Here is a 24,709-nt window from a genome sequence, read left to right on the forward strand (position 1 = left end):
AGTCGCACGGCCAGCGCTTTTGTTCGTCAAACCCGCGCGTCGCCCGATGTGCGGTAAAGCAGGGTCAATATCGTGAGCATCAGCCCAACGAGCGCGACCGAGCCGAAAATGTAGAAATTCCACTCCGGCGCCAGGCCCCGTTGCAGCACCAGTCCGCCGATCATCGGACCGGCAATGCCGCCCAGCCGCCCGACCGCCAGCGAAAAACCGAGACCCGTGCCGCGAATATGGACGGGATAAAGCCGCCCGACCAGAACATTGGCGAGAATCTGGGTTCCGATGGTGCCGGCACCCGCAAGGGCCACGAAAGCATAAAGAAGCGGACCCTTGTTGACAGTGAGGGCGAAGATCGATGCAGCACCGACGGCAAAGAGGACTGCCACCACCACCTTGACGTTGCCCTTGTCCGCAAAGCGTCCGCCGATAAGGATACCAATCGCGGCGCCGACATTCAGCATGACGGAGAAGCTGAGCGCCGAGCTGATGTCATAGCCCATCTTGTTCATGATGGTGGGCAGCCAGTTGACCATGCCGAAGGTGAGCAGCAGCGAGCAGAAGTGAATGCCCCAGGCATTCAGCGTCGAAACCAGCCGGCCTTCAGAAAACAGCGCGCCGACGCCGCCCTTCTGGATCTTTGCATGGGGCACGATGCGTTGCAGGCCATAAGTGTCGCAAATGCCGTCAGCCTCCGCCTGCCGACCCTTGCTCGCCAGCCACTCCGGCGATTCCGGCAGGAACCGCATGAAGATTGGCAGCAGGATGAGCGGCAAGCCGCCGATCAGCATCAATGGCCGCCAGCCATAGGTCTCCAGAAGCAATATGCCCATGAGGCCGGAAATGATGCCGCCGATGAGGTAACCGAGGAAGGACAGGGAATTGGCCTGCGCCCTGCGCTGCGGCGGCGAAAACTCCAACACCAGTGCGGTAACCGTCGGCAACAATGCGCCCAGTCCGAGGCCGGCGAAAAAGCGGGTGATTTCGAAGGCAAGAAAATTCGGCGTCATGGCCGAGGCGATCATCATCGCCGAAAATCCGGCGAGGCTTAAGAGAACCACCTTCCGGCGGCCGATACGGTCGGCCATGGTGCCGGCAAACAGTGCGCCGAGCAGCATGCCCACCAGCGTCAGCGCCGCGGCACGCCCGACCATAGCCGGGTTTAAGGCCCAGGCGCTTTCTTTCAGAAGCGCCGGTGCAACCGCGCCATAAACGACCAGATCGTAACCGTCGAACATGATCATCAGGCCGCATGTCGCGATGACGCCGGCCGGGTTCTTCGTCCGCACGGAAGCGGCGCTCAGATAATTCGTGGACATATTCCTCCCTTTCACGCATGAACGCGCCATCCGGAATGGATCAGCGTCTCCCCGTCCCTGCATTATCCTCCGTGAGTGCCCGGCTTGCTCCACCCTGATATGTGCCTTGCTTCTGTCAAGCCACATGTTGCCGATATCACTCGTCGTTAATTAAATGTTGCATTTGCAAAAATTGCAAATGAAATATTGATAAATGCCAATCGCCGAACGATGGCTGAAATCAGCGGGGTTCCAGTCCGGAAATCATCGACAGCGTCGGCGTCCAGTTCAAAATACGAATGCGACTATAGACCCCGTGGACAACGAAGGGATCGGCGTCGCTGAAGGCGATGACATCATCAAGAGAACGCGCCTCGGCGATGATGAGTGCTGCGGTTGGACCGCCGTCACCCGCGCTCATCGGGCCGGACACAAGGATACGAAACCCTTCGGCCATCACATTGCCGTTGCGTAAATGAGCCTTGTGCGCCTCCAACTGCGCCACCCGCTGCTGCGTGGCATCGGGATCGCTTTCGGCAAACCGCACAAAAAGCCGGGATTGGTTGCCGTCCCCGTTCATCGAGCGAGTACGAAATCGTGGTTCACGGACCAGAACCAGTCGCCAACGAAACCCAATTCCTGCGCCTTCTGCTGATCCTCCACCCGCTCAAAATTCGCCAGCAGGCTTTCCTTCACGCCGAAGACGGCGTCCGAACGGATATAGGGATCGCCGGGATCGAAGATATGGGTCACGAGCGTGGTGAAGCTCTCGGCCGAAACGATATAGTGCAGATGCGCGGGCCGGTAAGGATGCCGCCCCATTGCCCGCAACAGCCGCCCCACCGGGCCGTCATCCGGTATGGGGTAATATTTGGGTTTCGCCGCCCGGAACCAGTATCGCCCATCCTCCCCGGTGACGAAGACGCCGCGCAGGTTGAAATCGGGCTGGATGCCCTTCTGCTGCACGTCATAAAAGCCTTCATCATTGGCCTGCCAGACATCGATGCGCGCACCGGCGACTGGCACCCCTTCGGTATCGAGAATGCGGCCGGTGACGACCATATCCTCTCCCTTGCCATCGAGACAGATATTGGCGCCCATCGGCATTTCCGGCGCATCGGCCACATGGAAAGGGCCGAGAACGGTGGATTCCGACGCGCCGCTGGGCTTGCGGTGGTTTATGGCGTCGACCAGCATGGAGGCACCGAGAATATCGGAAAACAGGATCCACTCCTGCCGCCACTCGTTGCATATCTGGCCAACCTCGGTGAGGAAGTGGATGGCCTTCATCCATTCCTCCTCGGTCGGCTCGATTTCCTTCACCGCCTCGTGCAGCTTGCGGGTCACGACCGCCATGATCTCCTTCAGGCGCGGATCGTCACAATCGCGCATGCGGGCAATCACGGTTTCGGCCGAGCGTTCCTCGACGAAATAGCCGTCGTCAACAGTCATCTTCATATCCATAGGCTCCTCCCATCAGTCCGGCCGTGCGCCCTCGAAGGCGCGCTGCAGCAGGCAGCGGATCGCGGTTTTTTCAATCGGTCGCGGGCACCAGTAAGGATTGGACGTCGCAAGCTCGGCCATGGGGTCGAGATCGTCAGCGCCGACGCCAAGGGCAGCCAGGCTTGAAGGCGCACCGAGCCGCGCTGCAACATCGAAAAGCCCCGCCCCCGCACGACCTCCAACCAGCACAGCCAATGGCGCGAGCAAATCCGGCGCGGCCTCTTCCACATAAGCGATGGTGTGCGGCAGAAGCACCGCATGGGTTTCAGCGTGCGGCAGATCGAGACTGCCACCCAGCGTGTGACAAAGCTTGTGATGTAGCGACATGCCGACCGCACCCAGCACCGTGCCGCAAAGCCACGCGCCATAAAGTGCCGTCTCACGCGCGCCAATATCCTGCGGCGCAACCCGCACGGCCGGAAGCGCCTCGATCATCGCCCGCAGCCCTTCCACCGCCATCAGGCTGGTAATCGGGTTACGATCCCGCGCATAAAGCGCCTCCGCCGCATGCGCCATGGCGTTGAGGCCACTCGTCATGCTGATCGAGACGGGCAATCCAAGTGTCAGTTCAGCATCATAGATCACCACTTCCGGCAGGATTTCCGGCCCGCGCATGGTGGTCTTCACGCCATTTTCCGTCTGGCCGAGAATGGGTGTGACTTCCGAGCCGGCGTAGGTGGTTGGAATGACGATCTGCGCCGCACCGGTGCGCAGAGCGATAGCCTTGCCAAGGCCGGTGGTCGAGCCGCCGCCGAGCGCCACGACGCAATCCGCACCGGCAGCGCGATAGGCTTCCACCGCGTTTTTCGTCACCTCGACCGGCGTATGCATGGCCGCATCGGAGAAGACACCGGCGGCAAGCCGGCCGAGCCGGGCGGCAAGCGCCTCTGCGTCACCCTTTTGCTGCGGGGTGGACAGCACCAGCGCCCGCGAGAGGCCGAGGCGGCGGATTTCCTCCGCCACATCTGCCGAGCTGCCCGTGCCGAACACGATGCGGGCCGGGGCCGCCATATAGACGAAAGGCTGCATGGTTCAGCGCCCGTCGAGCTTGAACAGGCGGCGCGCATTGGTGCGGCCGATCTTCACCCGGTCAGCCTCGGCGATGCTCGTCGCATGGAACCAGTCGGAGGCATGGTCGATATTCTCGAAGGGCCAGTCGGTGGAGAACAGGATGCGATCCGCACCGATTTCGAGAATGGCATCGATCAGCGTCTGGGTGCGGAAATTGCCCGAGGTGGTGATGTGGAAGTTTTCGTTGAAATAATCCACAAAACGGCGCTTGGCCGGATAACGCGGCGGCAGCTTCACCCAGGCGTTACGGTGGTCGATACGCCACATCATGTAGGGCAGGCCCTCGCCCATATGGCCGAGAATGATGTTGAGGCGCGGGTGTTCATCGAACAGGCCCGACGCCATGAGGCGCAGCGCATGTACGGCCGTTTCCTGCGCAAAGGCCCAGGTGGGGCCGAGCAGCCATGGATGGCCGTCATAGATGCGGGAATCCTGCGGCAGCGGGTTGCGCGGATGCAGGTAAAACGGCACGTCGAGTTTTTCCACCTCACCCCAGAAGGGGCGATATTGCGGCAGGTCGTAATAAAGCGGCGTCTGGCCGTCACCCTCCTGACTGAAACCGTTGACGAGCGCACCGACGAAACCGAGATCGTTGACGCAGCGCTGCAATTCCTCCGTCGCCGCATCCGGGTCCTGCAAAGGCAGCGCGGCAAAGGCGAGGAAACGATCCGGCCGCTTGGCGCATTCTTCGGCCAGCGCATCATTAGCACGCCGCGCGATCTCGATTGCCTTGGTCTTGTCGGGAATGGCCTGCACCGCCGGGGCATTCAGCGACAGGATCATGGTTTCGATGCCATGCGCATCCATCAGCTTCAGGCGCGTATCCTGAATGTCGAGCAGGCGGTGCTGCAATTCCGTCCAGTAATCGCCGGGCACGAAACCGGCCGAATCCTGAAGTGTTTCCGGGATTGCGAAATGCTCCTCGAGAGCGACCTTGCCTTGCATGTAGTTTCCTCCGAAATTCGCTGTTGGTTTGCCGCCTGAGTGGCGATCAATATTGGCCCTTGGGTTCGAGGCCGAGCATGCTCTGGCCGATCATCGTGCCCACGGCATCCCAGTTCATGCTGATGTGACGGCCGACCGCATTGGCATCCCGCCAGGCGCGCTGCACCGGGTTCGCCAGATCGAGCCCGACGCCGCCGGTGGAATCGTTCAGCGCCTGCACCGCACGCAACGAGAGCGACACGGCAAAGGACTGGCCGCGACGGCTCGAAAGGCGGTCATCCACCGTAAATTCCGCCCGGCCTTCGATCCGGGCCTGCGCCAGCGCCTGAGCGCGCGAGACGTCGCGCAGCAAGATTTCGCAGGCGGCATCAACACTCGCCGCCGCTTCCGCGACGCGCAGCTGGATGGTCGGAAATTCCGCCATGCGGTTGTTACCACCCGCCACCGCGCCGCGTGTGACCCGGCCGCCGACATGATCGACATAGGCGGCAAGCGCGCCCTTGGCCGCGCCGACGCCGGCCGCCGCGAGACAGGAGGGGATGCCGGTCAGAAGCGGCATGTTGAACAGACCCTCTTCCGCATAATATCGTCCGCCGGGCGTGTGGCCGCTGGTGGCGTCTGGAAAGGTCAGGACCCGGTGCCCAGGCACAAAGACGTCATCGAGAACCAGCGTCTTCGACCCCGTGCCGGCCAGCCCCACGACATGCCAGGTGTCTTCGATGACATATTCGCTGGAAGGAACGAGCAGAAAGGCGGGAACCGGTTTTCCTTCACCCGTTGGCGGCAGAATGGCGGCGCAGAGAGACCATTGCGCGTTCTCGCAGCCGGAGGCGAAGGCCCATTTGCCGCTGAGGCGATAACCGCCATCGGCAGCCTCCGCCATCTTCACCGGCGCATAGGAACCACACAGCAGCGCGTCGGGATTTTCACCCCAGACATCGGCCTGCGCCTCTTCGGGAAACATGGCCAGCAGCCACTGATGGGCAGACAGCAGGCCGGCGACCCAGCCCGTCGACGCACAGGCCGCCGAAAGCTCGATATTGGCTTCCACCAGCTCGGCGAAATCGCCACCCTTGCCGTCGAAGGCACGGGGCTTAACGATATCGAAATAACCGATGTCCCGCAGCGCCTCGATATGGCTGGCGGGCACGCGCCGCGCCTCCTCCGTCTGTCTGGCGCTTGAGCGGAAAAGATCGGCTATGCCGGCAACGCGGCTGGCAAGGCAGGCATGCGGGTTCGTTTGCGCCGGCTGCGGCGCATGGCTCATGTCGTTCATGATTGTCTCCTTGCGGGAATGATCTACCGCTGAAATTCAGACGGGTTCGTGCGCGGGGCTTGCGGCGCAATATTGAGCGTTCTCGTAAAGCAGCGGCCGTGTCGTCTCGCTGACATCGGCCGACACTACCTGTCCGATGAAGACGGTATGGGTTCCATAGGGCATGGCCGCAACCCGGCGGCAGGCGATGGCGGCATGAGCCGTGGGCAGGTAAAGAACGCCATTATCGTGGCGCTGCCAGCTGCCGTCGCGGAAACGCTCCTCCGGCGGCACCTTGCCGCTGAAGCCATCCGAAAGCGCGATCTGGTCCTGCGTCAGCACGTTGACGATGAAATCGGGCCGGCACAGCAGCAATTCATGCAGCAGAGTCCGATTATTCAGGCAAACCAGCAGAGAAGGCGGCTCCATCGAGACCGAGGTGACGGCCGTCACCGTCATGCCATGGTCGCGCTGATCACCGGCGGCGCAGGCGGTGATGACCGTCACGGTTGCCGGAAAACGGCGCATCGTCGAACGGAAATTCTGACCGACGCCTTCAGGCGCAAGGCCGCTCAGGCCAAACAATGCTGATGTCATGAGATCCTCCCAAATCCTGAAATCTTTTTATTTTCATTTGCAATATTTGTCAATGCAAATGTTTTTCGTCATTTTATGTGGCCGGGGACCCTGCCATTCCCCGGCGTTGTGGAGCGAAGCTATTGAAACGGATGGATTGTGCCGGTACAGCCATAGGCACACATCGGCATCTGTGCAGATGGTTCTCAAACGGGGATTTGCTCGTGTCTTATCACTTCACCGACTCAGTACCTTACCTACTCAACTGGGTGGGCGTTCGGCTGGGCGAGCGTTTTTCCGTGAGGCTGACGTCCTATGACATCACGCTGCCCATGTACCGCGTGCTGGCGACGCTGCGGCAACAGGAAAGCAAGACGCTGACCGAGCTTTCAGACATGGTGTCGGTAGAAATTTCCACGCTCTCGCGGCTGGTGGGACTGATGGTGCGGCGCAATCTCGTCAGCCGCGAGCGGCCGGCCGACAACGCCCGCATCGTGCGCATCACCCTGACGGCAAAGGGCGAGGAACTTGCCGACGAGCTCATGCCCATCGCGGCCATGTTCGAAAAAACCGCGATCGAAGGCCTGGACCCGGCCGAGGTGAAGCTTTTCAAGAGCATCCTGCGCCATATCGGCCTCAATATCGCCGGTCTCTAAACGGCCCACATTCGGAAAATGCGGGCCGCCATGATCGGCAGAGATTTCGGCCTATTCGGGATTTGAGAGTTTCTTGCCCGCATCAGGACCGGACCGCAGCGTATAAATCGCCTCCAGATGGATGAGTACGGCGCATTTGGGTTGTTTCATTCCCGTCTTGCCAGCGAAACCCAGGGCATTCTGAAACGGAGCCCCTTCGGTGAAAATCTCCGGTCGGCCAACGAAGCGATATCCGTCGAGCGCTTCCCGGTCTATGACCGCGACCGCGATCTTCGAGCCGTCACGGATGTTCTGCAGCGTTTGACCGCCGGTATTCTCATTGTAGATCAGCGTCCTGTCGTCATAGACCCTGAGCGAGCGCTTCGGCCCGATATCCGGCAAACCGTCCTTGCTGACCGTCGACTGGATTGGCAGCTGTTTGGCGAGAAAAGATTTCATCGTATCGTCCAGCGTATTCACGTTGCATTATCCTGATGTGTTTGAGAATGAGGTTTTCATCGTCATGACGGAATGATCGGGCAATGCAGGCAATCGTCGCCCGCCTGCTCCGCATGGCGGGACGCACGGAAGACCGCAAAGGCAGTGCCATATGCCTCCTGAATCACGCGGTCGATCACCCCGTCGTCACATCCCCGGGACCGGAGATGATGTGCAAGGGCTGCGAGAGCCTGTTTGAGATGCTGAACGCAGGCGACCCGCATCGCTATCGGCGAGGAGGATGACCGGGCGGCCTCAAGAAGCCGCTCGTAAGCTCTCCGGTAAAGCCTCTCCGCCTCCAGGTAATTGCCTTCACCATTCTCAAGTTCCGCAAGATTATGGCACGAGACGTTGTAGATGACCGGTGCTGGGTAACGGCTGGGCTTTTCGAGGGCAGCGGTAAACAGCCGGTCCCCTTCCGCCAGAGCATCGCCATAGATGCCGCGCGCAAGCGAAATTTCCCCTTGTGAATAGGCCATATTGGCCCGTTCGGTCAGCTTCTTCCAATATCGATCACCGCCGTCGATGACGACAAAATCTCGCGAACGCGATGCGGCAAAGGCTTGCGTGCCGCCCGGGGTTGAAACCTGTTTCATGCTCGACCCTCGCCTATGCGGCCTTCAGGACGTCGTCGCCCTTCTGCCAGTTGCATGGGCACAATTGATCGGTCTGAAGCGCATCGAGCACCCTCAGCACTTCCTGCGGATTGCGCCCGACGCCGAGATCGTTGACCGTGACGAAGCGAATGATGCCTTCAGGATCGATGATGAAGGTGGCGCGCAGCGCAACGCCTTCCACGGGATGCAGCACGCCGAAAGCTGCACTCAACTCGCGCTTGATGTCCGATAGCATGGGGATTGGCAATTCTTTGAGATCCGCGTGGTTCTGCCGCCAGGCGAGGTGGACAAATTCACTGTCGGTCGAGACACCGTAGACGACAGCGTCGCGATCTGCGAATTCCGGGTTGAGCTTGCCGAAAGCCGCGATTTCGGTTGGGCAGACGAATGTGAAATCCTTTGGCCAGAAGAAGATGACCTTCCACTTGCCGGCGCTGCTCGTTTCACTGATGCGTGTAAAAGCATTGGCCGGATCAGTGGAGACAATCGCCTGGAGGTCGAATGCGGGCAGTCTTGCACCAATGGTAAGCATTTGGATTTCCTTTCATTGCCGTTTGCCGGACGAGACAAGGCGGCTCATTCCGCCTCCATCCGGAAAGGCGGGCCGCAATTTCCAAAATCTTTGACGGCTTTCACAAAGCGGACGCCGACTGCGCCCGGGCTATGAGACGATGAACAGGTTTGAACGCACGCTCTGCGCACGGGTGGGGGCGGCTCTCCAGGAGGTCGTCATTTCAGGTCTCTATCCATCAATCCCCGGCGTTCCGGCGCACCGCGACATACGGCACCGCACCCTCGAGGAGCCTGTTTCTCCGGCTCCAGACGCACAAGACGAAGAAGAATATCCACCTTGTCGATGACATATCCTTCCGGCGGTTCGGGCAGCATTCCCAGGCTGATCCGGCCGGCAGGAATATCGATGATCCGATCCTCGGCCTCGACATAGAAATGCTGATGATTGGCGGTATCGGTGTCGAAATAGGTTCGGCCGCCCTCAATGCATACCCTGCGGACGAAACCCGCCTCGGCAAACTGGTTGAGCGTATTATAGACCGTCGCCAGCGACAGCCGCGTTCCTGCCGCGGTGGTCTCACGATGCAGATCGTCGGCCGTGAAATGCCTGTGCTCTCCCCGGAAAAGAAGCCCGCCAAGCACGATCCGCTGACGGGTTGGACGCAGGCCAACGCGTTTCAGCGCCGCCCGCGTTCGCATCATAGCTTCCTCGGTGCGGAAGCGTTTGCGGGTTTCATCAGGGACAAAAAGCATCTGGACATCCGATCGAAAGGGATAAATTGCGAGAAGAAACTGCGATCCCGGCCGGATCATCCGTCTCCGCCGTCCAGATGAACCCATTCGCAACGACACCTTCGACATCGATCATCTGAACCCGCCCGGAAACCGAAATTGCAACTCATTCGCAACAGCAGAATATGGGAAATAAAACCAGCGTCAATCCTTATTGCAAATGATTCTTAACTGCAAAAGATGGAGCATGGCTTTCTGAACGACGAAACCTCCGCTGTCCCAGGATATCGAAATGGCCTGTCGACGAATATCAGCCGCAACATCGCCGGCCTCCGATACCGGCATTCGGGCATCGCCGCTTTCAGCGGATGCCACCCACCTCGCCCCGCTTTTCCCGTGCAATGTACTTGCAATAACCGCCTCCTATCCCTGCGAACGTCACCGCAGAAAGGAACTCCATGTCCAACAGATCGTCCCTTGCCGTCCCGGCGGCAATCCTCCTCGTCGCCTGTGCATCGCTGCTGCTTACGGCCTGCGCATCTACCGTCATGAAAAGCTATATCGGCGCGCCCATCACCAGCGTGATGCTGGATTACGGCCCGCCGGATAATATTTACAGCCTCGGCCCCGGCCAGCAGGCCTATCAATGGCGCAAGAACAAGACGCAGGCCGTCGCCGGCTCATCGAGTGGTGAAGTGCGGACGACACGGCGTGGCGAGCGTTACGAAGTGTCCGAAACGCCTGGCTATATCGAACGCATCGATTGTTATTATACCTTCTACACCCGCAATTCCGGCAGCGAATGGTACGTGACGAGCTTCCGGCAGCCTTCGCTCGAATGCGAGTGATCCTTTCCCGATCTCGGATTTCGGCCCGCCACCACCCGCCTGTTTTGCGCTCCGCGCCGTTCCACCGCCGCTTCCACACTGAAAGCGGCGGTATTTTTTGCATTCTCCCTGGAAGCCTTCATGGACGGGTCGATCAGAAGCGATAGTTCAGACCGGCCTTGATGACATGATCGCTGACATCGGTCTTCGACCTGCCGCTTGATGTCGTCGTGGCCACATTTCCCGTGCTTACATAATTATATTCAAACTTTGCCGACAGGCCGCCGCCAAAGCTCTGCTCGACGCCGGCACCAACCAGATAACCCTGTTTCCAGCCGTCGGGACCCGTTACGCCATTGCCATCCTTAAACTTCGTCGTGGTCAGGCCGGCAGTGCCGTAAAGAAGCGTGTGATCGAGCGCCACACCGGCCTTTAACTTGGCCGCACCCCGGAAACGCTCCCGCAACCGGCCATTCGGCACACGCGCATCGTTTCCGAGATAGGAACCTTCCACTTCCGCACCGACGACGCCGGAGCCGAACTGGTAGTTATACCCCGCCTGAACGCCACCCGTCAGGCCACGGCCGCTGGCCAGTGGACTGAATTTCGGAGAGGCGACACCACCATGGGCACCGACATAGGCTCCGCCCCACGAAAAAGCCGGCTGACTGCCGTAGTCGAAGGATTGTTGCGTATTGTAGTTGGTGAGATCGGCGGAATAGGCATTGCCCGCAACCGCAACGGCGATAGTCACGGCGGCAAGCGATTTCTTGATGATCGACATGAATGACTCCAGACGAAACCGCTGCGCCAAGGCCTGGCGCCCGCAAGGTTTCAGTTCGCGTTGAAGAACCGGAAGCCGGTTCCCGTTCGTCTCCTGCGCCCAATCGGCATGACATGCCGATGAGCTCAGCAGATACGGGCATTTTCCCCGCGAGAATTACGCCTGCATTGCACGCGACCCGTTTTATTAGGAATAATTGATTTATTTAATATAGTTATAAGAGTTTCTTTAACCATATTTTAAGGATTGCCGGCCTCAGCACCTTTCGAGACAACGGAACGGATTTCCAGCCGCACGCAGAAGCCGGGATTGAGATCAAGGAACAGAACACGGCCACGATGAAGCTCGGCGGCCTTCTGGACCAGATTTAACCCAAGGCCTGCGCCCGGCGAATTCGTGTTGATGCGGTGAAACGGCTCGAATACCTGCCCGCGCTCCGCAACGGGTATACCCGGCCCTTCGTCACAGACCTCGATGGCGCCCGTCGCGTCGATCCGGATCGTGATTGCGCCCCTGCCGCCGGCATGATCGATCGCATTGCGAACGAGGTTGACGACCGCCATCTCGATGATCGACGCCTGCACGGTAAAGATGGCGGCGCTTGCACTTGGCTCGAAATCGAACTCGTAACCGGCATCCATCGCAATCGGGGCGAGGTCGGTCGCGATGCGCTCGACAAGTTGATTGAGATCGCACGGCTCCGCCGGCAGTTCCACCGCGCCCACCGCCTGCATTTCCAGCAGCTGATGCGCAACGCGGGTGAGACGATCGATATCCGCCCGAATCTGGCGGCTCAGCGCGTCATCGGGCAAAAGATCGGCTCTGGTCCGCACGATTGCGATCGGCGTCCTCAACTCATGCGCCGCATCGGCGAGAAAGCGGTTGCGGCGATTATAGCCGTCATCGAGCCTCGAAAGCGCGACGTTGAAGGCATCCACCAGCGGGATGATTTCAAGCGGGACTTTCGAACGGTCGATGCGGGCGAAGCGGTTGTCGAAATCGATGGACTGGGCCTGCTTCACGGTCTCCATCAGTCCGCTCAGGGATCGCCCGACCGCCCGTGGGGTCACGAGCAGTGTCGCGATACCCGTCAGGATCAGCATCGGCACGACGGCGATAAGAATGATGAAACCCAGCGCCGGCAGCACGGTCAGCCAGCGAATGGCGCCTTCGGCATCCTTTTCCAGATCAAGCTGCACATTGATCCAGATGCTCAGCCCATCATTGGGGATTCCCTCTTCTGTTCCGGCAATGAACTGAAGCCGCCCCGCGGATGTATCGCGGTTTTCCACGGTGGCGCGCACTGTACCGGCCGCCTCCAGGCGCGCGCGCTCAAAACTCCAGGGAAAGGCCGCCGAGAGGACGGGCGCCGGGACAACGCCATATTGCAAGACGATGTCCTTGGTGTCCCGCACCACAAACCACAGATTCGGATAGCGCCGTTTCAGCTCCGCCAGTTCCGGCGTCGCCGATAGTTGCGGCCTGCCCTGTCCATCCTTTGTCACGCTCTCCGCGACGATGCGGGCAGACTCTTCATTCGCACCTTCGAGCCGCGGATCAATGATCCATATCCAGCCGATGAGAAGGATGACGAAAAGCACGAGCAGGAAGGCCTGCAATGCGAAAAGACGCTTCATCAGCCCCCATCGCAGGGATCGATCATGTGTCTTCTTCATGTCTTCAACCGGACGAGGTAACCGATATTGCGCACGGCTCTTATCTCCACCGTCGCTTCCGCCTGCGCCAGCTTCTTGCGGATGCGGGAAATATGGGCATCGAGAGCATTGGACTCGATCTCGTCATCAAGCGTATAGACAGCCTCAATCAGGTTCGACCGCGTGACGATGCGGTTCGGACGCCGCATCAGGGCCTCAAGCACCAGATATTCCCGCCGCCGCAATTCGATGCTGGAACCGGCAACGCTGACTTCATTGCTGCGCGGATCGATACCCAGATTTCCGAACCGCGTATATTTGTCGGAAAGCGACGGGCCACGCCTGTGGAGAGCCCTGAGGCGGGCGAGCAGTTCCTCGATCGCAAAAGGCTTGGCAAGATAGTCATCCGCCCCGGCATCAAGCCCGTCGACACGGTGATCGACACTTCCAAGCGCCGTCAGAACAAGGATAGGCACGGTGTGTTTGCTGCGGCGAAGCGAAGCCACAAGGTTCAGCCCCTCACCATCGGGAAGACGGCGATCCAGAACCAGAACATCGTAAGAGCCGTCACGCGCAAGAGCATCGGCATCGCTGATGGTGCTCACATGATCGGCAAGCACATCCCGCCGGCGCAAGGCCTCGAGAAGCGCGCGGGCCATTTCGGGTTCATCCTCAAGAAGCAAGATTCGCAATGACGTTCCCCAAGATGAGCCCTTGCCTTCCCCACCACTGGTCGGTGAATGTTGCAGCTACATTGCAGGAAGCCACCGCAACAGACGTTTGCAGCAACCAGGCCGAGGGACTACGAACCCGGCCTGTACCCATGTCTCGCATAAAACCGGTCAAGCTCGCGCTGCTGCGCCACCTCGCCCGTATAGATGGCAATATAGTCAGGAATCCTCTGCATCCGCACCGCCACACCTTCGTCTGACTGCATGGAAATATAGCCGATCTGCACGAGATAGGTGGTGCGGGCACGCACATCCGCCATGTTTGCTCCATGGCCGAAACGCATGAACATGCGTGAAAGTGCGGCCATCCTCATCTCGTCGGCCTTGCCAACCTCCGCAAGAATCTCGCTCGACTGGAGGGCCCAGCTTCGAACCGCAAATTCGAACCGGCTGTCGAAAAGCGAGGAATCCAGCCAGCAATCGAAAATATTCAGCATGGCTTCGGCAAGAGTTTCGGCATAGGCCTCTGATTGCCGGACGATGCTTCCGGTATTCTTCTCACGCCAGCGTGAGACCAGCGCGGCCAGCAACTCCTCCCTGTCCTTGAAGAACCAGTAGAAGCTCGTGCGCGACAGGTTGAGCTTTTTCGCCAAGGGCAGGATCTTGACGGAATCCACACCCGATTCCAGCAGGGCCTGATAAGCGGCCTCGAGCCACCCCTCATATGATCCGCGCCAGCCTGTCTCGTTCAATGTCGCTTCCATGATGATTTCCTATCAAATCGGCCTAGGCGCGACAAGGCGAATGTCCAGCTGTGTCGAAGCGACAAACACATGTGTTTTCTTAATTGACACATATGTACATTCCCGCTTAGCCTCCTCCCATGAAACATCTGTGGAGCATGGCGCATGTCGAATGATCCCCTTCTTCAACCCTACCAGCTGAAACACCTCACCCTGCGAAACCGCATCATCGTCACCTCGCATGAGCCCGCCTATCCCGAGGATGGCATGCCGAAGGGGCGTTACCGTGCCTATACGGTGGAGCGGGCAAAAGGCGGTGTCGCCTTGACGATGACGGCGGGCTCCGCCGCCGTCTCCCGAGACAGCCCGCCCGTCTTCAATAATCTGCTCGCCTACAAGGATGAAATCGTTCCCTGGATCAGGGAAATGACCGACGCCGTGCATGAACAGGGTGCGGCGATCATGATCCAGCTGACTCATCTCGGCCGCCGCACCCGCTGGGACAAGGGCGACTGGTTGCCGGTGCTCGCCCCTTCGCACCAGCGGGAAGCGGCGCATCGCGCCTTTCCGAAGAAGATCGAGGATTGGGATATCGAACGCGTCGTCAAGGACTTCGCCGACGCTGCGGAACGCATGAAGGCCGGCGGCATGGATGGGGTGGAATTGGAGGCCTATGGCCATCTCATCGATCAGTTTATTTCCCCGCTGACCAACGAGCTTGATGGACCCTATGGCGGTTCGCTGGAAAACCGCATGCGTTTCTGTCTCGACGTCTTCAAGGCGATACGAAAACGCGTGGGTGACGATTTCATCCTTGGGGTCCGTTATACCGCCGACGAATGTCTCGAGGGCGGCACGGGCAAGGCAGAGGGCCTCGAAATATCCAGGCGACTGAAGGACAGCGGCCTGATTGACTATCTCAACGTCATCAGGGGCCATATCGACACCGATCCCGGCCTGACCGACGTCATTCCCATTCAGGGCATGGCAAATGCGCCGCATCTCGATTTCGCCGGTGAAATCCGTGCCGCGACCAATTTCCCGACCTTCCATGCCGCGAAAATCCAGGATGTCGCAACCGCCCGTCATGCGATCGCCGCCGGCAAGGTCGACATGGTCGGCATGACGCGGGCGCACATGACGGACCCGCATATTGTGCGCAAGATCATGGAAAAGCGGGAGGAGGATATTCGCCCCTGTGTGGGCGCCAATTATTGTCTCGACCGCATCTACCAGGGCGGCCTCGCCTTCTGCATCCACAATGCGGCCACCGGCCGCGAAGAAACCATGCCGCACGACATCACCAAGGCGGTGCAGCGCCGCAAGGTGGTCATCGTCGGCGCCGGTCCGGCCGGGCTTGAGGCGGCGCGTGTCTGCGCCGAACGCGGCCATGAGGTTGTCGTCTTCGAGGCTGCGAACGATGCCGGCGGCCAGATACGCCTGACCGCGCAAAGCGAGCGTCGCCGCGAAATGAAAGGCATTATCGACTGGCGCATGAGCCAGTGCGAAAGGCTCGGCGTCACCTTCCATTTCAACAGTTGGGCGGAAGCCGACACGGTTCTTTCGGAAAACCCCGACGTGGTCATCATCGCCACCGGCGGAGTGCCGCATACCGACGTGCTTTCAAAGGGCAATGATCTCGTCGTTTCCGCCTGGGACATCATCTCCGGAGACGTTAAACCGGGCACGAATGTGCTGGTCTTCGACGATGCCGGCGATCACGCCGGCCTGCAGGCCGCCGAATGTCTGGCAAAGGCGGGCGCGAAGGTCGAGATCATGACGCCCGACCGCGCCTTTGCCCCGGAGGTCATGGCCATGAACCTCGTTCCCTACATGCGCGCGCTGCAGAAACTCGACGTCACCTTCACCGTCACCTACCGGCTGGAAGCGGCGGAAAGAAACGGTAACCAGCTCATCGCCCATGTCGGCAGCGATTATGGCGGCGTGGCCAAATCAAGGACCGTGGATCAGATCGTCATCAATCACGGCACGGTGCCGCTGGACGAGCTCTATTTCGAGCTGAAACCCGGCTCGAAAAACCTCGGCGAAATCTCCTACGACGCCCTGCTTGCGGGAGTGAACCAGACGGTGGAGCGCAACCCGGCCGGCACGTACCAGCTCTTCCGGATCGGCGATGCCGTGGCCGCGCGCAACACCCATGCGGCGATCTACGATGCATTGCGTCTTGCAAAGGACATCTGATGTGGGTGTCCCGGATCAGGGGATATGAGGCGTGGGGCTGTTCGGAAGCTCCCGCAACGAGTGGCCCCTGACTGACGCACACCGACGGGAGCAGCACCTAGTGCCAGAAGCCCAACGCCAATCCCGGCTTCGACGGCGGCTCCTGCGCCGTCGCCCCAGTCCCGACGAACACTTCGCGCCAAGCTATATTCGCGCTCTCCAATGTCCTAAGCGCCATGGCGCGCAAATTGCAGGGGCCGCACCAACGTTGGCACTTAGGTTGTAGCAGGTAGAAGGCCACTCGCCGGCTCTTGCTGGTGCTCCAGTTTGAGCGCGCTTGGAACAGAAAGCCAGTATGCCAAGCCAAACCCGGCAAGCCCACCTCCGAACTTGCCGATCAACAGCGGCAAGATAAGCGAGGGCTGAAAATTTGCCGAAAACGCCAGATGATCGCCGAAGGAGAAGGCCGCACAAACGCTGAAAGCGATCACCAGAACCTTGCCCTTAGGCGGCATATCGCCGATCAATCTGAACATAGCCAGGATGTTTGCCGACGCAGCCAGAAGCCCAGTCGCGCCGCTCTTCGATAGCCCGACTTTCGAGCCGATGACCTCCATCGGGCCGGCAAGATATTTGGATATCAAATAAACCATCGGAAACGCGCCACTGAGCATGATGCCAATGTAGCCCGCTATTTCAAGAGCGCGAAATTGATCGTCGGCGTCCGCGATAATGGGTGCGAAACCCCACCCGCCAAGAATATAGGTGAAGAAAGACGTGAAATACTCGACGATCGATGCAACGAGGACAAGCGTAATGGCGATATGCATAAACCTGCCGAAAAGGAGGAAGAGCGAGATCATACGCTCCGGAAAAAACCGCAAGCCCACCGCCAGAACACCACAGAAGGCCGCCAAAGGCAAAACGTTGCGAACGATTGTCGCCATTGACAGCGACAGGAACTCGGTAGCCGCTCCCGTGGCAGCAACATCCGGCCGTATAGGAACGGCGAAGACTACAAGCATCAAGGACGAAAGGATGACGCCAATCGGTATGCTGAGGACACCGGCCATAACGCCAAGGGCCATGTATTTATGATCGGCCTTCTTCAGCATTGTAAGACCAACCGGTATCGAGAAAATGATGGTGGCCCCAGCCATAAATCCAACGATCGTTGCCATGACCCAGCCGTCGGGCGAACTGGCAAGCGCTTTCGCCAGCTGATACCCTCCCATGTCGGTCGCGATGATCGTCGTCGCCGCGATGGCAGGATCTACACCCAACGCCGCATGCATTGGCCCGACAGTCGAACTGATAAACTTGGACAAATAAGGGATCGAAGCCATGATTCCTGCAACGGGGACGAAAATCGGCCCGATACTGTGCAGCCCGCTTATAAACTCCTTGCCAAGCCCGCTCTCGCTGTCGATCAACGAAGCGATAGCGCCAGCCACAGCACAGACCATTATGAAATAGATAACGTATGTTCCGATGTTCTCCATGCCGACCTCCATAGCGATCAAGGGCTGCCGCCACAGGGACGGCAGCGCGACAATATCAACCTAGCAGTTGCGCCAGATGCTCATTGAGGAAGAAACCTTGGGGATCGAGCCGATTTCGCAGGGCCCGAAACTCATTGGCTTTTGGATAGAGGTCGTTGACATCCTGACGCGACAGGAAATGCAACTTTCCCCAATGAGGTCGTGATCTAAATCCGCGAAGGATGTTGTCGACATCACGCAGATAAGGCCAATAGTCGGTTCCAGGCTCGCCTGAAACGGAAAGTGTGATGCTGTCCTGCTCGTGGAAAGGACTCATCCACGCCTTGTCGCCCGCGGTGAACCGGTATTCGATCGGATAAATACATTCAGGATATTTATCCAGCATCAGGGCACGAACAGCCTTGATGGCTTCCTTTCCGTGAGCGACGGGAACCGCATATTCCAGTTCATGAAAGTTCGGGACGTATTCGATCGGATAAATTTCAGAGCTGTATGCAACCGTCTCAAACCCGGCCGACATCGGAGGTTCTTCGGTGATATCCATCACCTTCATCTCACAGACGTCGGTCGTCTTTCCCGACTTCGAAGTGGCAGCCGTATCTGGCAAACAATAGCAGTGGCGGCTTTTTTCAGTCGGGCACCAGAAGAAGCCGAAATGGCGGTGCTTGGCGGCCAGTTCGTCATGCATCTCCATGCACGCGTCGAAGTCCTCGTGCCAGAGCCGCTCCTTCAGATTGTAGGAATCCATGAGCTGGAGAGTGATTTCGGAGATTACGCCCATCGTTCCGACCGCCACCCGTGACGCGAGGAGATTATCTGGCGTGGATTCGTCGACTTCCAGAATTTCGCCGTTCGGCTGGACGATCTTCATCCCAACGATTGCACTCGCCAGATTGCCGAGTTTGGCCCCGGTTCCGTGAGTTCCAGTGCACAACGCGCCAGCAAGCGCCTGGCTGTCGATATCGCCTTGGTTGATCATGGAAAGACCGGCGCCCTTCAGATACTTGCCAAGCTCGTTGATCGTCGTTCCCGCGGAGGCGGTTACGCGCTTGAGATCATGGTCGACACTCTTAACCCCCTTCATCCCGGAGAGGGTGAGCATGAGGCCGTTGGTGGCGGCCACGGGAGTGAAGGAGTGGCCAGAGCCCGCGCACCGAACCCTCATGTTCTGCGATGTCGCGGTCGCGACCATCTCGCAGAGTTCCTGCTCACTTCGCGGAGCGCCGCGCGCGGTGGTGACGCAGGATTGATTACCAACCCAGTTTCGCCAATGTCCCCCGGCTTCAAGTTCCCGATTTTTAAGCATTCCAGTGTTCTCCCAGATTATCTGACCAGGGGGCGGACACAGCTCCGCCGCCCGGACAAAGCGGCTTCTCAATGAACAATCAAAATTTCAGGTGCCTATATGGCAGTGTATGCATTGTCAGCGAACAGATGCGCTCCATTCACGAAGCTGGAGTCGTCGCTCGCAAGAAACAGCGCAGCTTTGGCAACCTCGGCAGGCAGGCACAAACGGCCCTGCGCCGACTTGATTGCTTCTTCCGAAACATCGACACCGAAGCTGCGAAGCAGCTGGATTTCGCGTAGACCGTGGTCCGTCGCGATGAACCCGGGGCATATCGCGTTGCTTCGGATATTGCGGTCGCGAAACTCAACGGCCAATGCGCGCGCGAACATATGGCAGGCACCTTTAGTGGTGCAGTAAAGCACCTCCATGGGCGTACCGACCACTGCGGAAATCGACGACGTCGAGATAATGCTGCCTCCGCCGGCCTCTATCATCCCCGGCAGGACGGCGCGGGTTACGAGGAACATGCTTTTGACGTTGATCGCCATCAGACGATCCCAGTCCTCCTCAGAGGTCTCAAGAAACGGACCAGCGGTCAAAGTTCCTGCGTGGTTCATCAATACGGTGATGTTACCAAATCTGTCCATGATGGCATCGACCGCAGCCTGAACCTGGGCAGCGTCGGAAACATCCGCCTCCGCGAAGAAGACGTCTAGCCCTTCGGAAACCAGTCTGGACGCAACCTCCGCACCCATGCTACGCGGCAAATCGATGATTCCGACTTTCGCACCTTCAGCTGCAAAAATCTCTGTTGCCGCAAGGCCGCAGCCTCCAGCACCGCCGGAAATGAGAGCGGTCTTGCCCGTTAAACGTCCCAATTTTTTCCTCCTACGAGCGCGCTCCAACGCTCTGTGACAGTTCCCTTGTTGTTGATACGGTTAACCCGTGTTCTTATTTCACGAAGGTAGGAAGAGCTGGGCTGCGACGTCGATATGGTGAAAGTTATATGCTGCGACCGGACTAACGACGCGGAGCTCGTCGGACGTCTTATTTCCGTGATCGGAACGGAAAAATTTGGTACGACCCTGGACGACTACATCCGATGCATCGTCGATTTCGATATGAGTTGCATACTAGCCTTTTCTTTGGGGCGGCATGCCAAGCTCATTCACAATGGCTACGATAAGTCTGTACCACGCAAGGTGATAAACGCGTATCTGCAAGGCGGATTCCTGCTGGACCCGTTTTACGTCGCTGCCTGCAACAATCATCCCTCGGGCTTGTGGCGAATGCAGGATCTCGCACCCGACAGCTTCCACACGTCCGGTTTCCTTATTTCGCAAGACGTTCACCCCTGCGTCTCATCCGAAGCGGGCTCCCTCGTCGAAGAGATCGGATACATCGTGCCGCTTCAGGGGCGCGATGCCATCGTATTCTCCCTCATGCGCAGCCAGGGTCGCGCTGCATTCAGCGAAACGGAGATGCAAACTCTTGGGGGACAAAAGCCAATCATACAAGCAGCACTGCAGACGCATTGGAGCCAGCTGCATCTGCCGCAGTTGAGTCACCATGAAAAAGAAAATGAGAGTGACGACGCCGATTTCGCGAGGATTTTCGAAGGTCGCCTAACCGCGACGCAGCTCGCAGTGGCCAAGCTCATACTTCGCGGGCATAGCAGCCTTTCGATTGCCCAGCATCTGAAAATATCGGAAGGCACTGCAAAGCTTCATCGACACAATATTTATAAGCGACTGGCGATAACAAGTCAGGGCGAGCTGTTTCGAATATTCATCGGGCACCTGCAAAAGGGCGAGTGACCGTCGGCCGATGAGCCTGTTGCGACTAGAGCAGTTACCGTTCCCACAGGCACGCAAACCGTGCAGGGAGTTTCCTCGGATCTCTTAGGTGTTTCGTGGAATTTTTGGTTGCGGGGGCAGGATTTGAACCTGCGGCCTTCAGGTTATGAGCCTGACGAGCTACCGGGCTGCTCCACCCCGCGTTACCAGCGCAAGTTCGAAGAACTTGTCGCGACAGAGCAAACTCGAAGAGTTTGCGTGTTTACCAGGTTTTTGCGTTAGCAAAATACCGACTGCGTTTTTGCGTTAGCAAAAATGTCATTACCAGCGTAAATCCCTATGGGATTTATCGCGACTGCATCACAGGGAAGCTGTGATGCATATTGCCGGAGTAAATTGCGGAGCAATTTATCTCCTGTAAGGGACGCGCTGTGCGTTTGCCTTGTTTTATGCCGTAGAACGACGAAAGGCCGCTTGTAGCGGCCCTTTGTATCGGCTGGGCCGAAGAGAGTGATGAGAAGATTGATTGTTGCGTTTTGCAGACCTGGCAGCGACCTACTCTCCCGCGTCTTGAGACGAAGTACCATTGGCGCTGGGGCGTTTCACGGCCGTGTTCGGAAAGGGAACGGGTGCAGCCGCCCCGCGATAACCACCAGGTCGGCAAAACGCAACAACATAAGTTGTTTTCGAGAAGCTGGGTGGCATTACCACTTTTTGTCTTAATTACACGTCTTGTCTGACCGATCCGTATTCTACCTTTGCTCGAGATCGAGCTTGGAGCCATACAGACCAGAGGTCTGTCGCGCCTTCCGGTTTTTGCTGTCAAGCAAAATACCTTATGGCGCGGCCCGTCCGGAGCGCTTTCAGCGCGTCAGGACAGAAGACGATGTCATCAAGCTTTGCTTGATGAACATAATCAATGGGAACGAAGAAGTCGATCGAGCTATTAGTAACGGTAAGCTTCACACATTGCTGTGCTTCCACACCCGTCCTATCAACGTGGTCGTCTTCCACGGCTCTGATAGGGAACACTCGTTTTCAGGTTGGTTTCCCGCTTAGATGCCTTCAGCGGTTATCCATTCCGTATATAGCTACTCTGCTATGCCCTTGGCAGGACAACAGATCCACCAGAGATACGTCCATCCCGGTCCTCTCGTACTAGGGACAGATCCTGTCAATATTCCTACACCCACGGCAGATAGGGACCGAACTGTCTCACGACGTTCTGAACCCAACTCACGTACCGCTTTAAATGGCGAACAGCCATACCCTTGGGACCTGCTCCAGCCCCAGGATGCGATGAGTCGACATCGAGGTGCCAAACAACCCCGTCGATATGGACTCTTGGGGGTCATCAGCCTGTTATCCCCGGCGTACCTTTTATCCGTTGAGCGATGGCCCTTCCACACGGGACCACCGGATCACTATGACCGACTTTCGTCTCTGCTCGACTTGTCAGTCTCGCAGTCAGGCGGGCTTATGCCATTGCACTCGACGACCGATTTCCGACCGGTCTGAGCCCACCATCGCGCGCCTCCGTTACTCTTTCGGAGGCGACCGCCCCAGTCAAACTACCCACCATACACTGTCCCGGATCCGGATAACGGACCGCGGTTAGACATCCACGAAGATAAGGGTGGTATTTCAAGGATGGCTCCACAAGAACTGGCGTCCCTGCTTCAAAGCCTACCACCTATCCTACACATGCCTTGGCGAATGCCAGTGTAAAGCTATAGTAAAGGTGCACGGGGTCTTTCCGTCTGACCGCAGGAACCCCGCATCTTCACGGGGAATTCAATTTCACTGAGTCTATGTTGGAGACAGCGGGGAAGTCGTTACGCCATTCGTGCAGGTCGGAACTTACCCGACAAGGAATTTCGCTACCTTAGGACCGTTATAGTTACGGCCGCCGTTTACTGGGGCTTCAGTTCAGAGCTTGCACCCCTCCCTTTAACCTTCCAGCACCGGGCAGGCGTCAGACCCTATACGTCGTATTGCTACTTCGCAGAGCCCTGTGTTTTTGATAAACAGTCGCTACCCCCTGGTCTGTGCCACCCCATCATACTTGCGTACAAAAGGGTCACGCTTCTTCCGAAGTTACGCGTGCAATTTGCCGAGTTCCTTCAACATAGTTCTCTCAAGCGCCTTGGTATACTCTACCTGACCACCTGTGTCGGTTTCGGGTACGGTCTATACGGTGGAGCTATTTCCTGGAACCTCTTCGCCGCACATTCAATCCAATAAGAATGTACAACACACGAGATCCGTCACTACCACCAGGCCCACGAATATTAACGTGGTTCCCATCGACTACGCGTGTCCGCCTCGTCTTAGGGGCCGGCTAACCCTGCTCAGATTAACTTTAAGCAGGAACCCTTGGTCTTTCGGCGAGGGAGTCTCTCACTCCCTTTATCGTTACTCATGTCAACATTCGCACTTCCGATATCTCCAGCAGCCCTCACGGGTCCGCCTTCACAGACTTACGGAACGCTCCGCTACCACTGAAGCAACCCGAAGGTTGCCACAATCCTCAGCTTCGGTGCATGGCTTTAGCCCCGTTACATTTTCGGCGCAAAGACCCTTATTTAGACCAGTGAGCTGTTACGCTTTCTTTAAATGATGGCTGCTTCTAAGCCAACATCCTGGTTGTTTTGGGATCCTCACATCCTTTCCCACTTAGCCATGACTTGGGGACCTTAGCTGGAGGTCAGGGTTGTTGCCCTCTTCACGACGGACGTTAGCACCCGCCGTGTGTCTGCCGACTAGTACTCCTCGGTATTCGGAGTTTGGTTAGGATCAGTAAGACGGTGAGTCCCCATAGCCCATCCAGTGCTCTACCCCCGAGGGTATTCGGTCGACGCTCTACCTAAATAGATTTCGCGGAGAACCAGCTATTTCCGAGTTTGATTGGCCTTTCACCCCTAGCCACAAGTCATCCCAATCTATTGCAACAGATACGGGTTCGGCCCTCCAGTTGGTGTTACCCAACCTTCAGCCTGCTCATGGCTAGATCACTCGGTTTCGGGTCTAATGCAACTAACTCAATCGCCCTGTTCAGACTCGCTTTCGCTGCGCCTACACCTACCGGCTTAAGCTTGCTAGTTACACTAAGTCGTTGACCCATTATACAAAAGGTACGCCGTCACCCTTGCGGGCTCCGACTGTTTGTAGGCATCCGGTTTCAGGTTCTATTTCACTCCCCTCGTCGGGGTGCTTTTCACCTTTCCCTCACGGTACTTGTTCGCTATCGGTCATGCACGAGTACTTAGGCTTGGAGAGTGGTCTCCCCATGTTCAGACAGGATTTCACGTGTCCCGCCCTACTCAAGGACAATGACTGTTCTACGCGTAAGGGGCTATCACCCTCTATGGCCGACCTTTCCAGATCGTTCCGCTTTATTCATCATTGCCACTGGCCTGGTCCGCGTTCGCTCGCCACTACTTGCGGAGTCTCGGTTGATGTCCTTTCCTGCAGGTACTTAGATGTTTCAGTTCCCTGCGTTCGCTTCTTACACCCTATGTATTCAGGTGCAGATACCTTATCACAATGCTTGGAAACCCAGGCCGTTCGTTAAAACAGACTGGATTTTCCAAGCATTTAAGGTGGGTTGCCCCATTCGGAGATC

21 protein-coding genes, 1 tRNA gene, 2 rRNA genes and 1 pseudogene (1 of these 25 running past the window's edge) are annotated in these 24,709 nt (G+C 58.1%); 4 read left to right on the forward strand and 21 right to left on the reverse strand.

Annotated features, from left to right (window positions below; all coding sequences use genetic code 11):
- Positions 1-26 precede the first annotated feature (26 nt).
- The 7 genes from CFBP5499_RS11785 to graD all read right to left on the reverse strand — a co-directional run bounded on the left by CFBP5499_RS11785 (position 27) and on the right by graD (position 6,663).
- Entirely contained in the window at positions 27-1,313 is a 1,287-nt protein-coding gene (locus CFBP5499_RS11785) for an MFS transporter (RefSeq protein ID WP_175416700.1), read from the reverse strand.
- 220 nt (positions 1,314-1,533) lie between these two features.
- Positions 1,534-1,872, reverse strand: a complete 339-nt coding sequence (locus tag CFBP5499_RS11790; protein WP_080824354.1) for a YciI family protein — start codon at positions 1,870-1,872, stop codon at positions 1,534-1,536.
- Positions 1,869-2,756, reverse strand: coding sequence for a hydroxyquinol 1,2-dioxygenase (graB, locus tag CFBP5499_RS11795; protein WP_080824353.1), 888 nt, complete (start codon positions 2,754-2,756; stop codon positions 1,869-1,871). Before graB ends, CFBP5499_RS11790 begins: the two co-directional genes overlap by 4 nt.
- Before the next feature lie 12 nt (positions 2,757-2,768).
- Complete coding sequence (gene graC, locus CFBP5499_RS11800) at positions 2,769-3,824, reverse strand: maleylacetate reductase (protein ID WP_080824352.1); 1,056 nt, start codon at positions 3,822-3,824, stop codon at positions 2,769-2,771.
- A 3-nt stretch (positions 3,825-3,827) separates the two neighbouring features.
- Positions 3,828-4,811: a gamma-resorcylate decarboxylase gene (gene tsdA, locus CFBP5499_RS11805; RefSeq protein WP_080824351.1), complete on the reverse strand. Its 984-nt coding sequence runs from the start codon at positions 4,809-4,811 to the stop codon at positions 3,828-3,830.
- 46 nt (positions 4,812-4,857) lie between these two features.
- Positions 4,858-6,087: an FADH(2)-dependent resorcinol hydroxylase oxygenase component gene (graA, locus tag CFBP5499_RS11810; protein WP_080824350.1), complete on the reverse strand. Its 1,230-nt coding sequence runs from the start codon at positions 6,085-6,087 to the stop codon at positions 4,858-4,860.
- A gap of 36 nt (positions 6,088-6,123) precedes the next feature.
- Positions 6,124-6,663, reverse strand: coding sequence for an FADH(2)-dependent resorcinol hydroxylase reductase component (gene graD / locus CFBP5499_RS11815; protein ID WP_080824349.1), 540 nt, complete (start codon positions 6,661-6,663; stop codon positions 6,124-6,126).
- A 203-nt stretch (positions 6,664-6,866) separates the two neighbouring features.
- Here graD and CFBP5499_RS11820 point away from each other — a divergent pair, with 203 nt between their 5' ends.
- Positions 6,867-7,298: a MarR family winged helix-turn-helix transcriptional regulator gene (locus CFBP5499_RS11820; protein WP_080827212.1), complete on the forward strand. Its 432-nt coding sequence runs from the start codon at positions 6,867-6,869 to the stop codon at positions 7,296-7,298.
- Between the two features lie 51 nt (positions 7,299-7,349).
- Here CFBP5499_RS11820 and CFBP5499_RS11825 read toward each other — a convergent pair whose 3' ends face one another.
- The 4 genes and pseudogenes from CFBP5499_RS11825 to irrA form a co-directional block, all read right to left on the reverse strand.
- Positions 7,350-7,757 carry a pyridoxamine 5'-phosphate oxidase family protein gene (locus tag CFBP5499_RS11825; RefSeq protein ID WP_080824348.1) on the reverse strand — a complete coding sequence of 136 codons (408 nt, stop codon included), beginning with the start codon at positions 7,755-7,757 and terminating at the stop codon, positions 7,350-7,352.
- A gap of 41 nt (positions 7,758-7,798) precedes the next feature.
- Positions 7,799-8,371 carry a hypothetical protein gene (locus CFBP5499_RS11830; RefSeq protein WP_080824347.1) on the reverse strand — a complete coding sequence of 191 codons (573 nt, stop codon included), beginning with the start codon at positions 8,369-8,371 and terminating at the stop codon, positions 7,799-7,801.
- A 13-nt stretch (positions 8,372-8,384) separates the two neighbouring features.
- Positions 8,385-8,924 carry a peroxiredoxin gene (locus tag CFBP5499_RS11835; RefSeq protein ID WP_080824346.1) on the reverse strand — a complete coding sequence of 180 codons (540 nt, stop codon included), beginning with the start codon at positions 8,922-8,924 and terminating at the stop codon, positions 8,385-8,387.
- Positions 8,925-9,214: 290 nt separating this feature from the next.
- A pseudogene (gene irrA, locus CFBP5499_RS11840) lies at positions 9,215-9,604 on the reverse strand (iron response transcriptional regulator IrrA); the annotation flags it as partial.
- A 491-nt stretch (positions 9,605-10,095) separates the two neighbouring features.
- On the opposite strand from irrA, the gene CFBP5499_RS11845 reads away from it, so the two are divergent.
- Entirely contained in the window at positions 10,096-10,485 is a 390-nt protein-coding gene (locus CFBP5499_RS11845; RefSeq protein WP_080824345.1) for a hypothetical protein, read from the forward strand.
- Between the two features lie 133 nt (positions 10,486-10,618).
- On the opposite strand, the gene CFBP5499_RS11850 is transcribed toward CFBP5499_RS11845, so the two are convergent.
- From CFBP5499_RS11850 to CFBP5499_RS11865, 4 genes are all read right to left on the reverse strand, one after another.
- A complete protein-coding gene (locus tag CFBP5499_RS11850) occupies positions 10,619-11,248 on the reverse strand; it encodes an outer membrane protein (RefSeq protein WP_080827210.1) in 630 nt (209 codons plus the stop codon).
- Between the two features lie 239 nt (positions 11,249-11,487).
- Positions 11,488-12,924: a sensor histidine kinase gene (locus tag CFBP5499_RS11855; RefSeq protein ID WP_080824344.1), complete on the reverse strand. Its 1,437-nt coding sequence runs from the start codon at positions 12,922-12,924 to the stop codon at positions 11,488-11,490.
- Positions 12,921-13,595, reverse strand: a complete 675-nt coding sequence (locus CFBP5499_RS11860; protein ID WP_080824343.1) for a response regulator transcription factor — start codon at positions 13,593-13,595, stop codon at positions 12,921-12,923. The genes CFBP5499_RS11855 and CFBP5499_RS11860 overlap by 4 nt, the downstream gene beginning before the upstream one ends.
- 110 nt (positions 13,596-13,705) lie before the next feature.
- Positions 13,706-14,338, reverse strand: a complete 633-nt coding sequence (locus tag CFBP5499_RS11865; RefSeq protein WP_175416701.1) for a TetR/AcrR family transcriptional regulator — start codon at positions 14,336-14,338, stop codon at positions 13,706-13,708.
- 144 nt (positions 14,339-14,482) lie between these two features.
- On the opposite strand from CFBP5499_RS11865, the gene CFBP5499_RS11870 reads away from it, so the two are divergent.
- Positions 14,483-16,519, forward strand: a complete 2,037-nt coding sequence (locus CFBP5499_RS11870) for an NADH:flavin oxidoreductase (RefSeq protein ID WP_080824342.1) — start codon at positions 14,483-14,485, stop codon at positions 16,517-16,519.
- 254 nt (positions 16,520-16,773) lie between these two features.
- Here CFBP5499_RS11870 and eutH read toward each other — a convergent pair whose 3' ends face one another.
- The 3 genes from eutH to CFBP5499_RS11890 form a co-directional block, all read right to left on the reverse strand.
- The gene (gene eutH, locus CFBP5499_RS11880; RefSeq protein WP_080824341.1) at positions 16,774-18,000 is read right to left on the reverse strand and encodes an ethanolamine utilization protein EutH; all 1,227 of its coding nucleotides are present in this window, start codon (positions 17,998-18,000) and stop codon (positions 16,774-16,776) included.
- A gap of 55 nt (positions 18,001-18,055) precedes the next feature.
- Complete coding sequence (locus CFBP5499_RS11885; protein WP_080824340.1) at positions 18,056-19,306, reverse strand: D-arabinono-1,4-lactone oxidase; 1,251 nt, start codon at positions 19,304-19,306, stop codon at positions 18,056-18,058.
- A gap of 95 nt (positions 19,307-19,401) precedes the next feature.
- Positions 19,402-20,193 carry an SDR family NAD(P)-dependent oxidoreductase gene (locus CFBP5499_RS11890; protein ID WP_371506439.1) on the reverse strand — a complete coding sequence of 264 codons (792 nt, stop codon included), beginning with the start codon at positions 20,191-20,193 and terminating at the stop codon, positions 19,402-19,404.
- An 87-nt stretch (positions 20,194-20,280) separates the two neighbouring features.
- Between CFBP5499_RS11890 and CFBP5499_RS11895 the strand changes: the two genes are divergently transcribed.
- Positions 20,281-21,105 carry a helix-turn-helix transcriptional regulator gene (locus CFBP5499_RS11895; protein WP_080824338.1) on the forward strand — a complete coding sequence of 275 codons (825 nt, stop codon included), beginning with the start codon at positions 20,281-20,283 and terminating at the stop codon, positions 21,103-21,105.
- Positions 21,106-21,210: 105 nt separating this feature from the next.
- On the opposite strand, the gene CFBP5499_RS11900 is transcribed toward CFBP5499_RS11895, so the two are convergent.
- The 3 genes from CFBP5499_RS11900 to CFBP5499_RS11910 all read right to left on the reverse strand — a co-directional run.
- Positions 21,211-21,287, reverse strand: a tRNA-Met gene (locus CFBP5499_RS11900).
- Positions 21,288-21,626: 339 nt separating this feature from the next.
- Positions 21,627-21,741: ribosomal RNA gene (gene rrf, locus CFBP5499_RS11905) — 5S ribosomal RNA — on the reverse strand.
- A gap of 268 nt (positions 21,742-22,009) precedes the next feature.
- Positions 22,010-24,709, reverse strand: a 23S ribosomal RNA gene (locus CFBP5499_RS11910); it runs 109 nt beyond the window's last position.

The sequence above is a fragment of the Agrobacterium tumefaciens genome (assembly GCF_005221325.1).
GTDB lineage: Bacteria > Pseudomonadota > Alphaproteobacteria > Rhizobiales > Rhizobiaceae > Agrobacterium.

Bases quoted from the DNA above. Each gene is read 5' to 3' on its own strand.
- CFBP5499_RS11785 (WP_175416700.1), bottom strand. From the start codon at position 1,313: ATGTCCACGAATTATCTGAGCGCCGCTTCCGTGCGGACGAAGAACCCG.
- CFBP5499_RS11790 (WP_080824354.1), bottom strand. From the start codon at position 1,872: ATGAACGGGGACGGCAACCAATCCCGGCTTTTTGTGCGGTTTGCCGAA.
- graB (WP_080824353.1), bottom strand. From the start codon at position 2,756: ATGGATATGAAGATGACTGTTGACGACGGCTATTTCGTCGAGGAACGC.
- graC (WP_080824352.1), bottom strand. From the start codon at position 3,824: ATGCAGCCTTTCGTCTATATGGCGGCCCCGGCCCGCATCGTGTTCGGC.
- tsdA (WP_080824351.1), bottom strand. From the start codon at position 4,811: ATGCAAGGCAAGGTCGCTCTCGAGGAGCATTTCGCAATCCCGGAAACA.
- graA (WP_080824350.1), bottom strand. From the start codon at position 6,087: ATGAACGACATGAGCCATGCGCCGCAGCCGGCGCAAACGAACCCGCAT.
- graD (WP_080824349.1), bottom strand. From the start codon at position 6,663: ATGACATCAGCATTGTTTGGCCTGAGCGGCCTTGCGCCTGAAGGCGTC.
- CFBP5499_RS11830 (WP_080824347.1), bottom strand. From the start codon at position 8,371: ATGAAACAGGTTTCAACCCCGGGCGGCACGCAAGCCTTTGCCGCATCG.
- CFBP5499_RS11835 (WP_080824346.1), bottom strand. From the start codon at position 8,924: ATGCTTACCATTGGTGCAAGACTGCCCGCATTCGACCTCCAGGCGATT.
- CFBP5499_RS11845 (WP_080824345.1), top strand. From the start codon at position 10,096: ATGTCCAACAGATCGTCCCTTGCCGTCCCGGCGGCAATCCTCCTCGTC.
- CFBP5499_RS11850 (WP_080827210.1), bottom strand. From the start codon at position 11,248: ATGTCGATCATCAAGAAATCGCTTGCCGCCGTGACTATCGCCGTTGCG.
- CFBP5499_RS11855 (WP_080824344.1), bottom strand. From the start codon at position 12,924: ATGAAGAAGACACATGATCGATCCCTGCGATGGGGGCTGATGAAGCGT.
- CFBP5499_RS11865 (WP_175416701.1), bottom strand. From the start codon at position 14,338: ATGGAAGCGACATTGAACGAGACAGGCTGGCGCGGATCATATGAGGGG.
- CFBP5499_RS11870 (WP_080824342.1), top strand. From the start codon at position 14,483: ATGTCGAATGATCCCCTTCTTCAACCCTACCAGCTGAAACACCTCACC.
- eutH (WP_080824341.1), bottom strand. From the start codon at position 18,000: ATGGAGAACATCGGAACATACGTTATCTATTTCATAATGGTCTGTGCT.
- CFBP5499_RS11885 (WP_080824340.1), bottom strand. From the start codon at position 19,306: ATGCTTAAAAATCGGGAACTTGAAGCCGGGGGACATTGGCGAAACTGG.
- CFBP5499_RS11895 (WP_080824338.1), top strand. From the start codon at position 20,281: ATGGTGAAAGTTATATGCTGCGACCGGACTAACGACGCGGAGCTCGTC.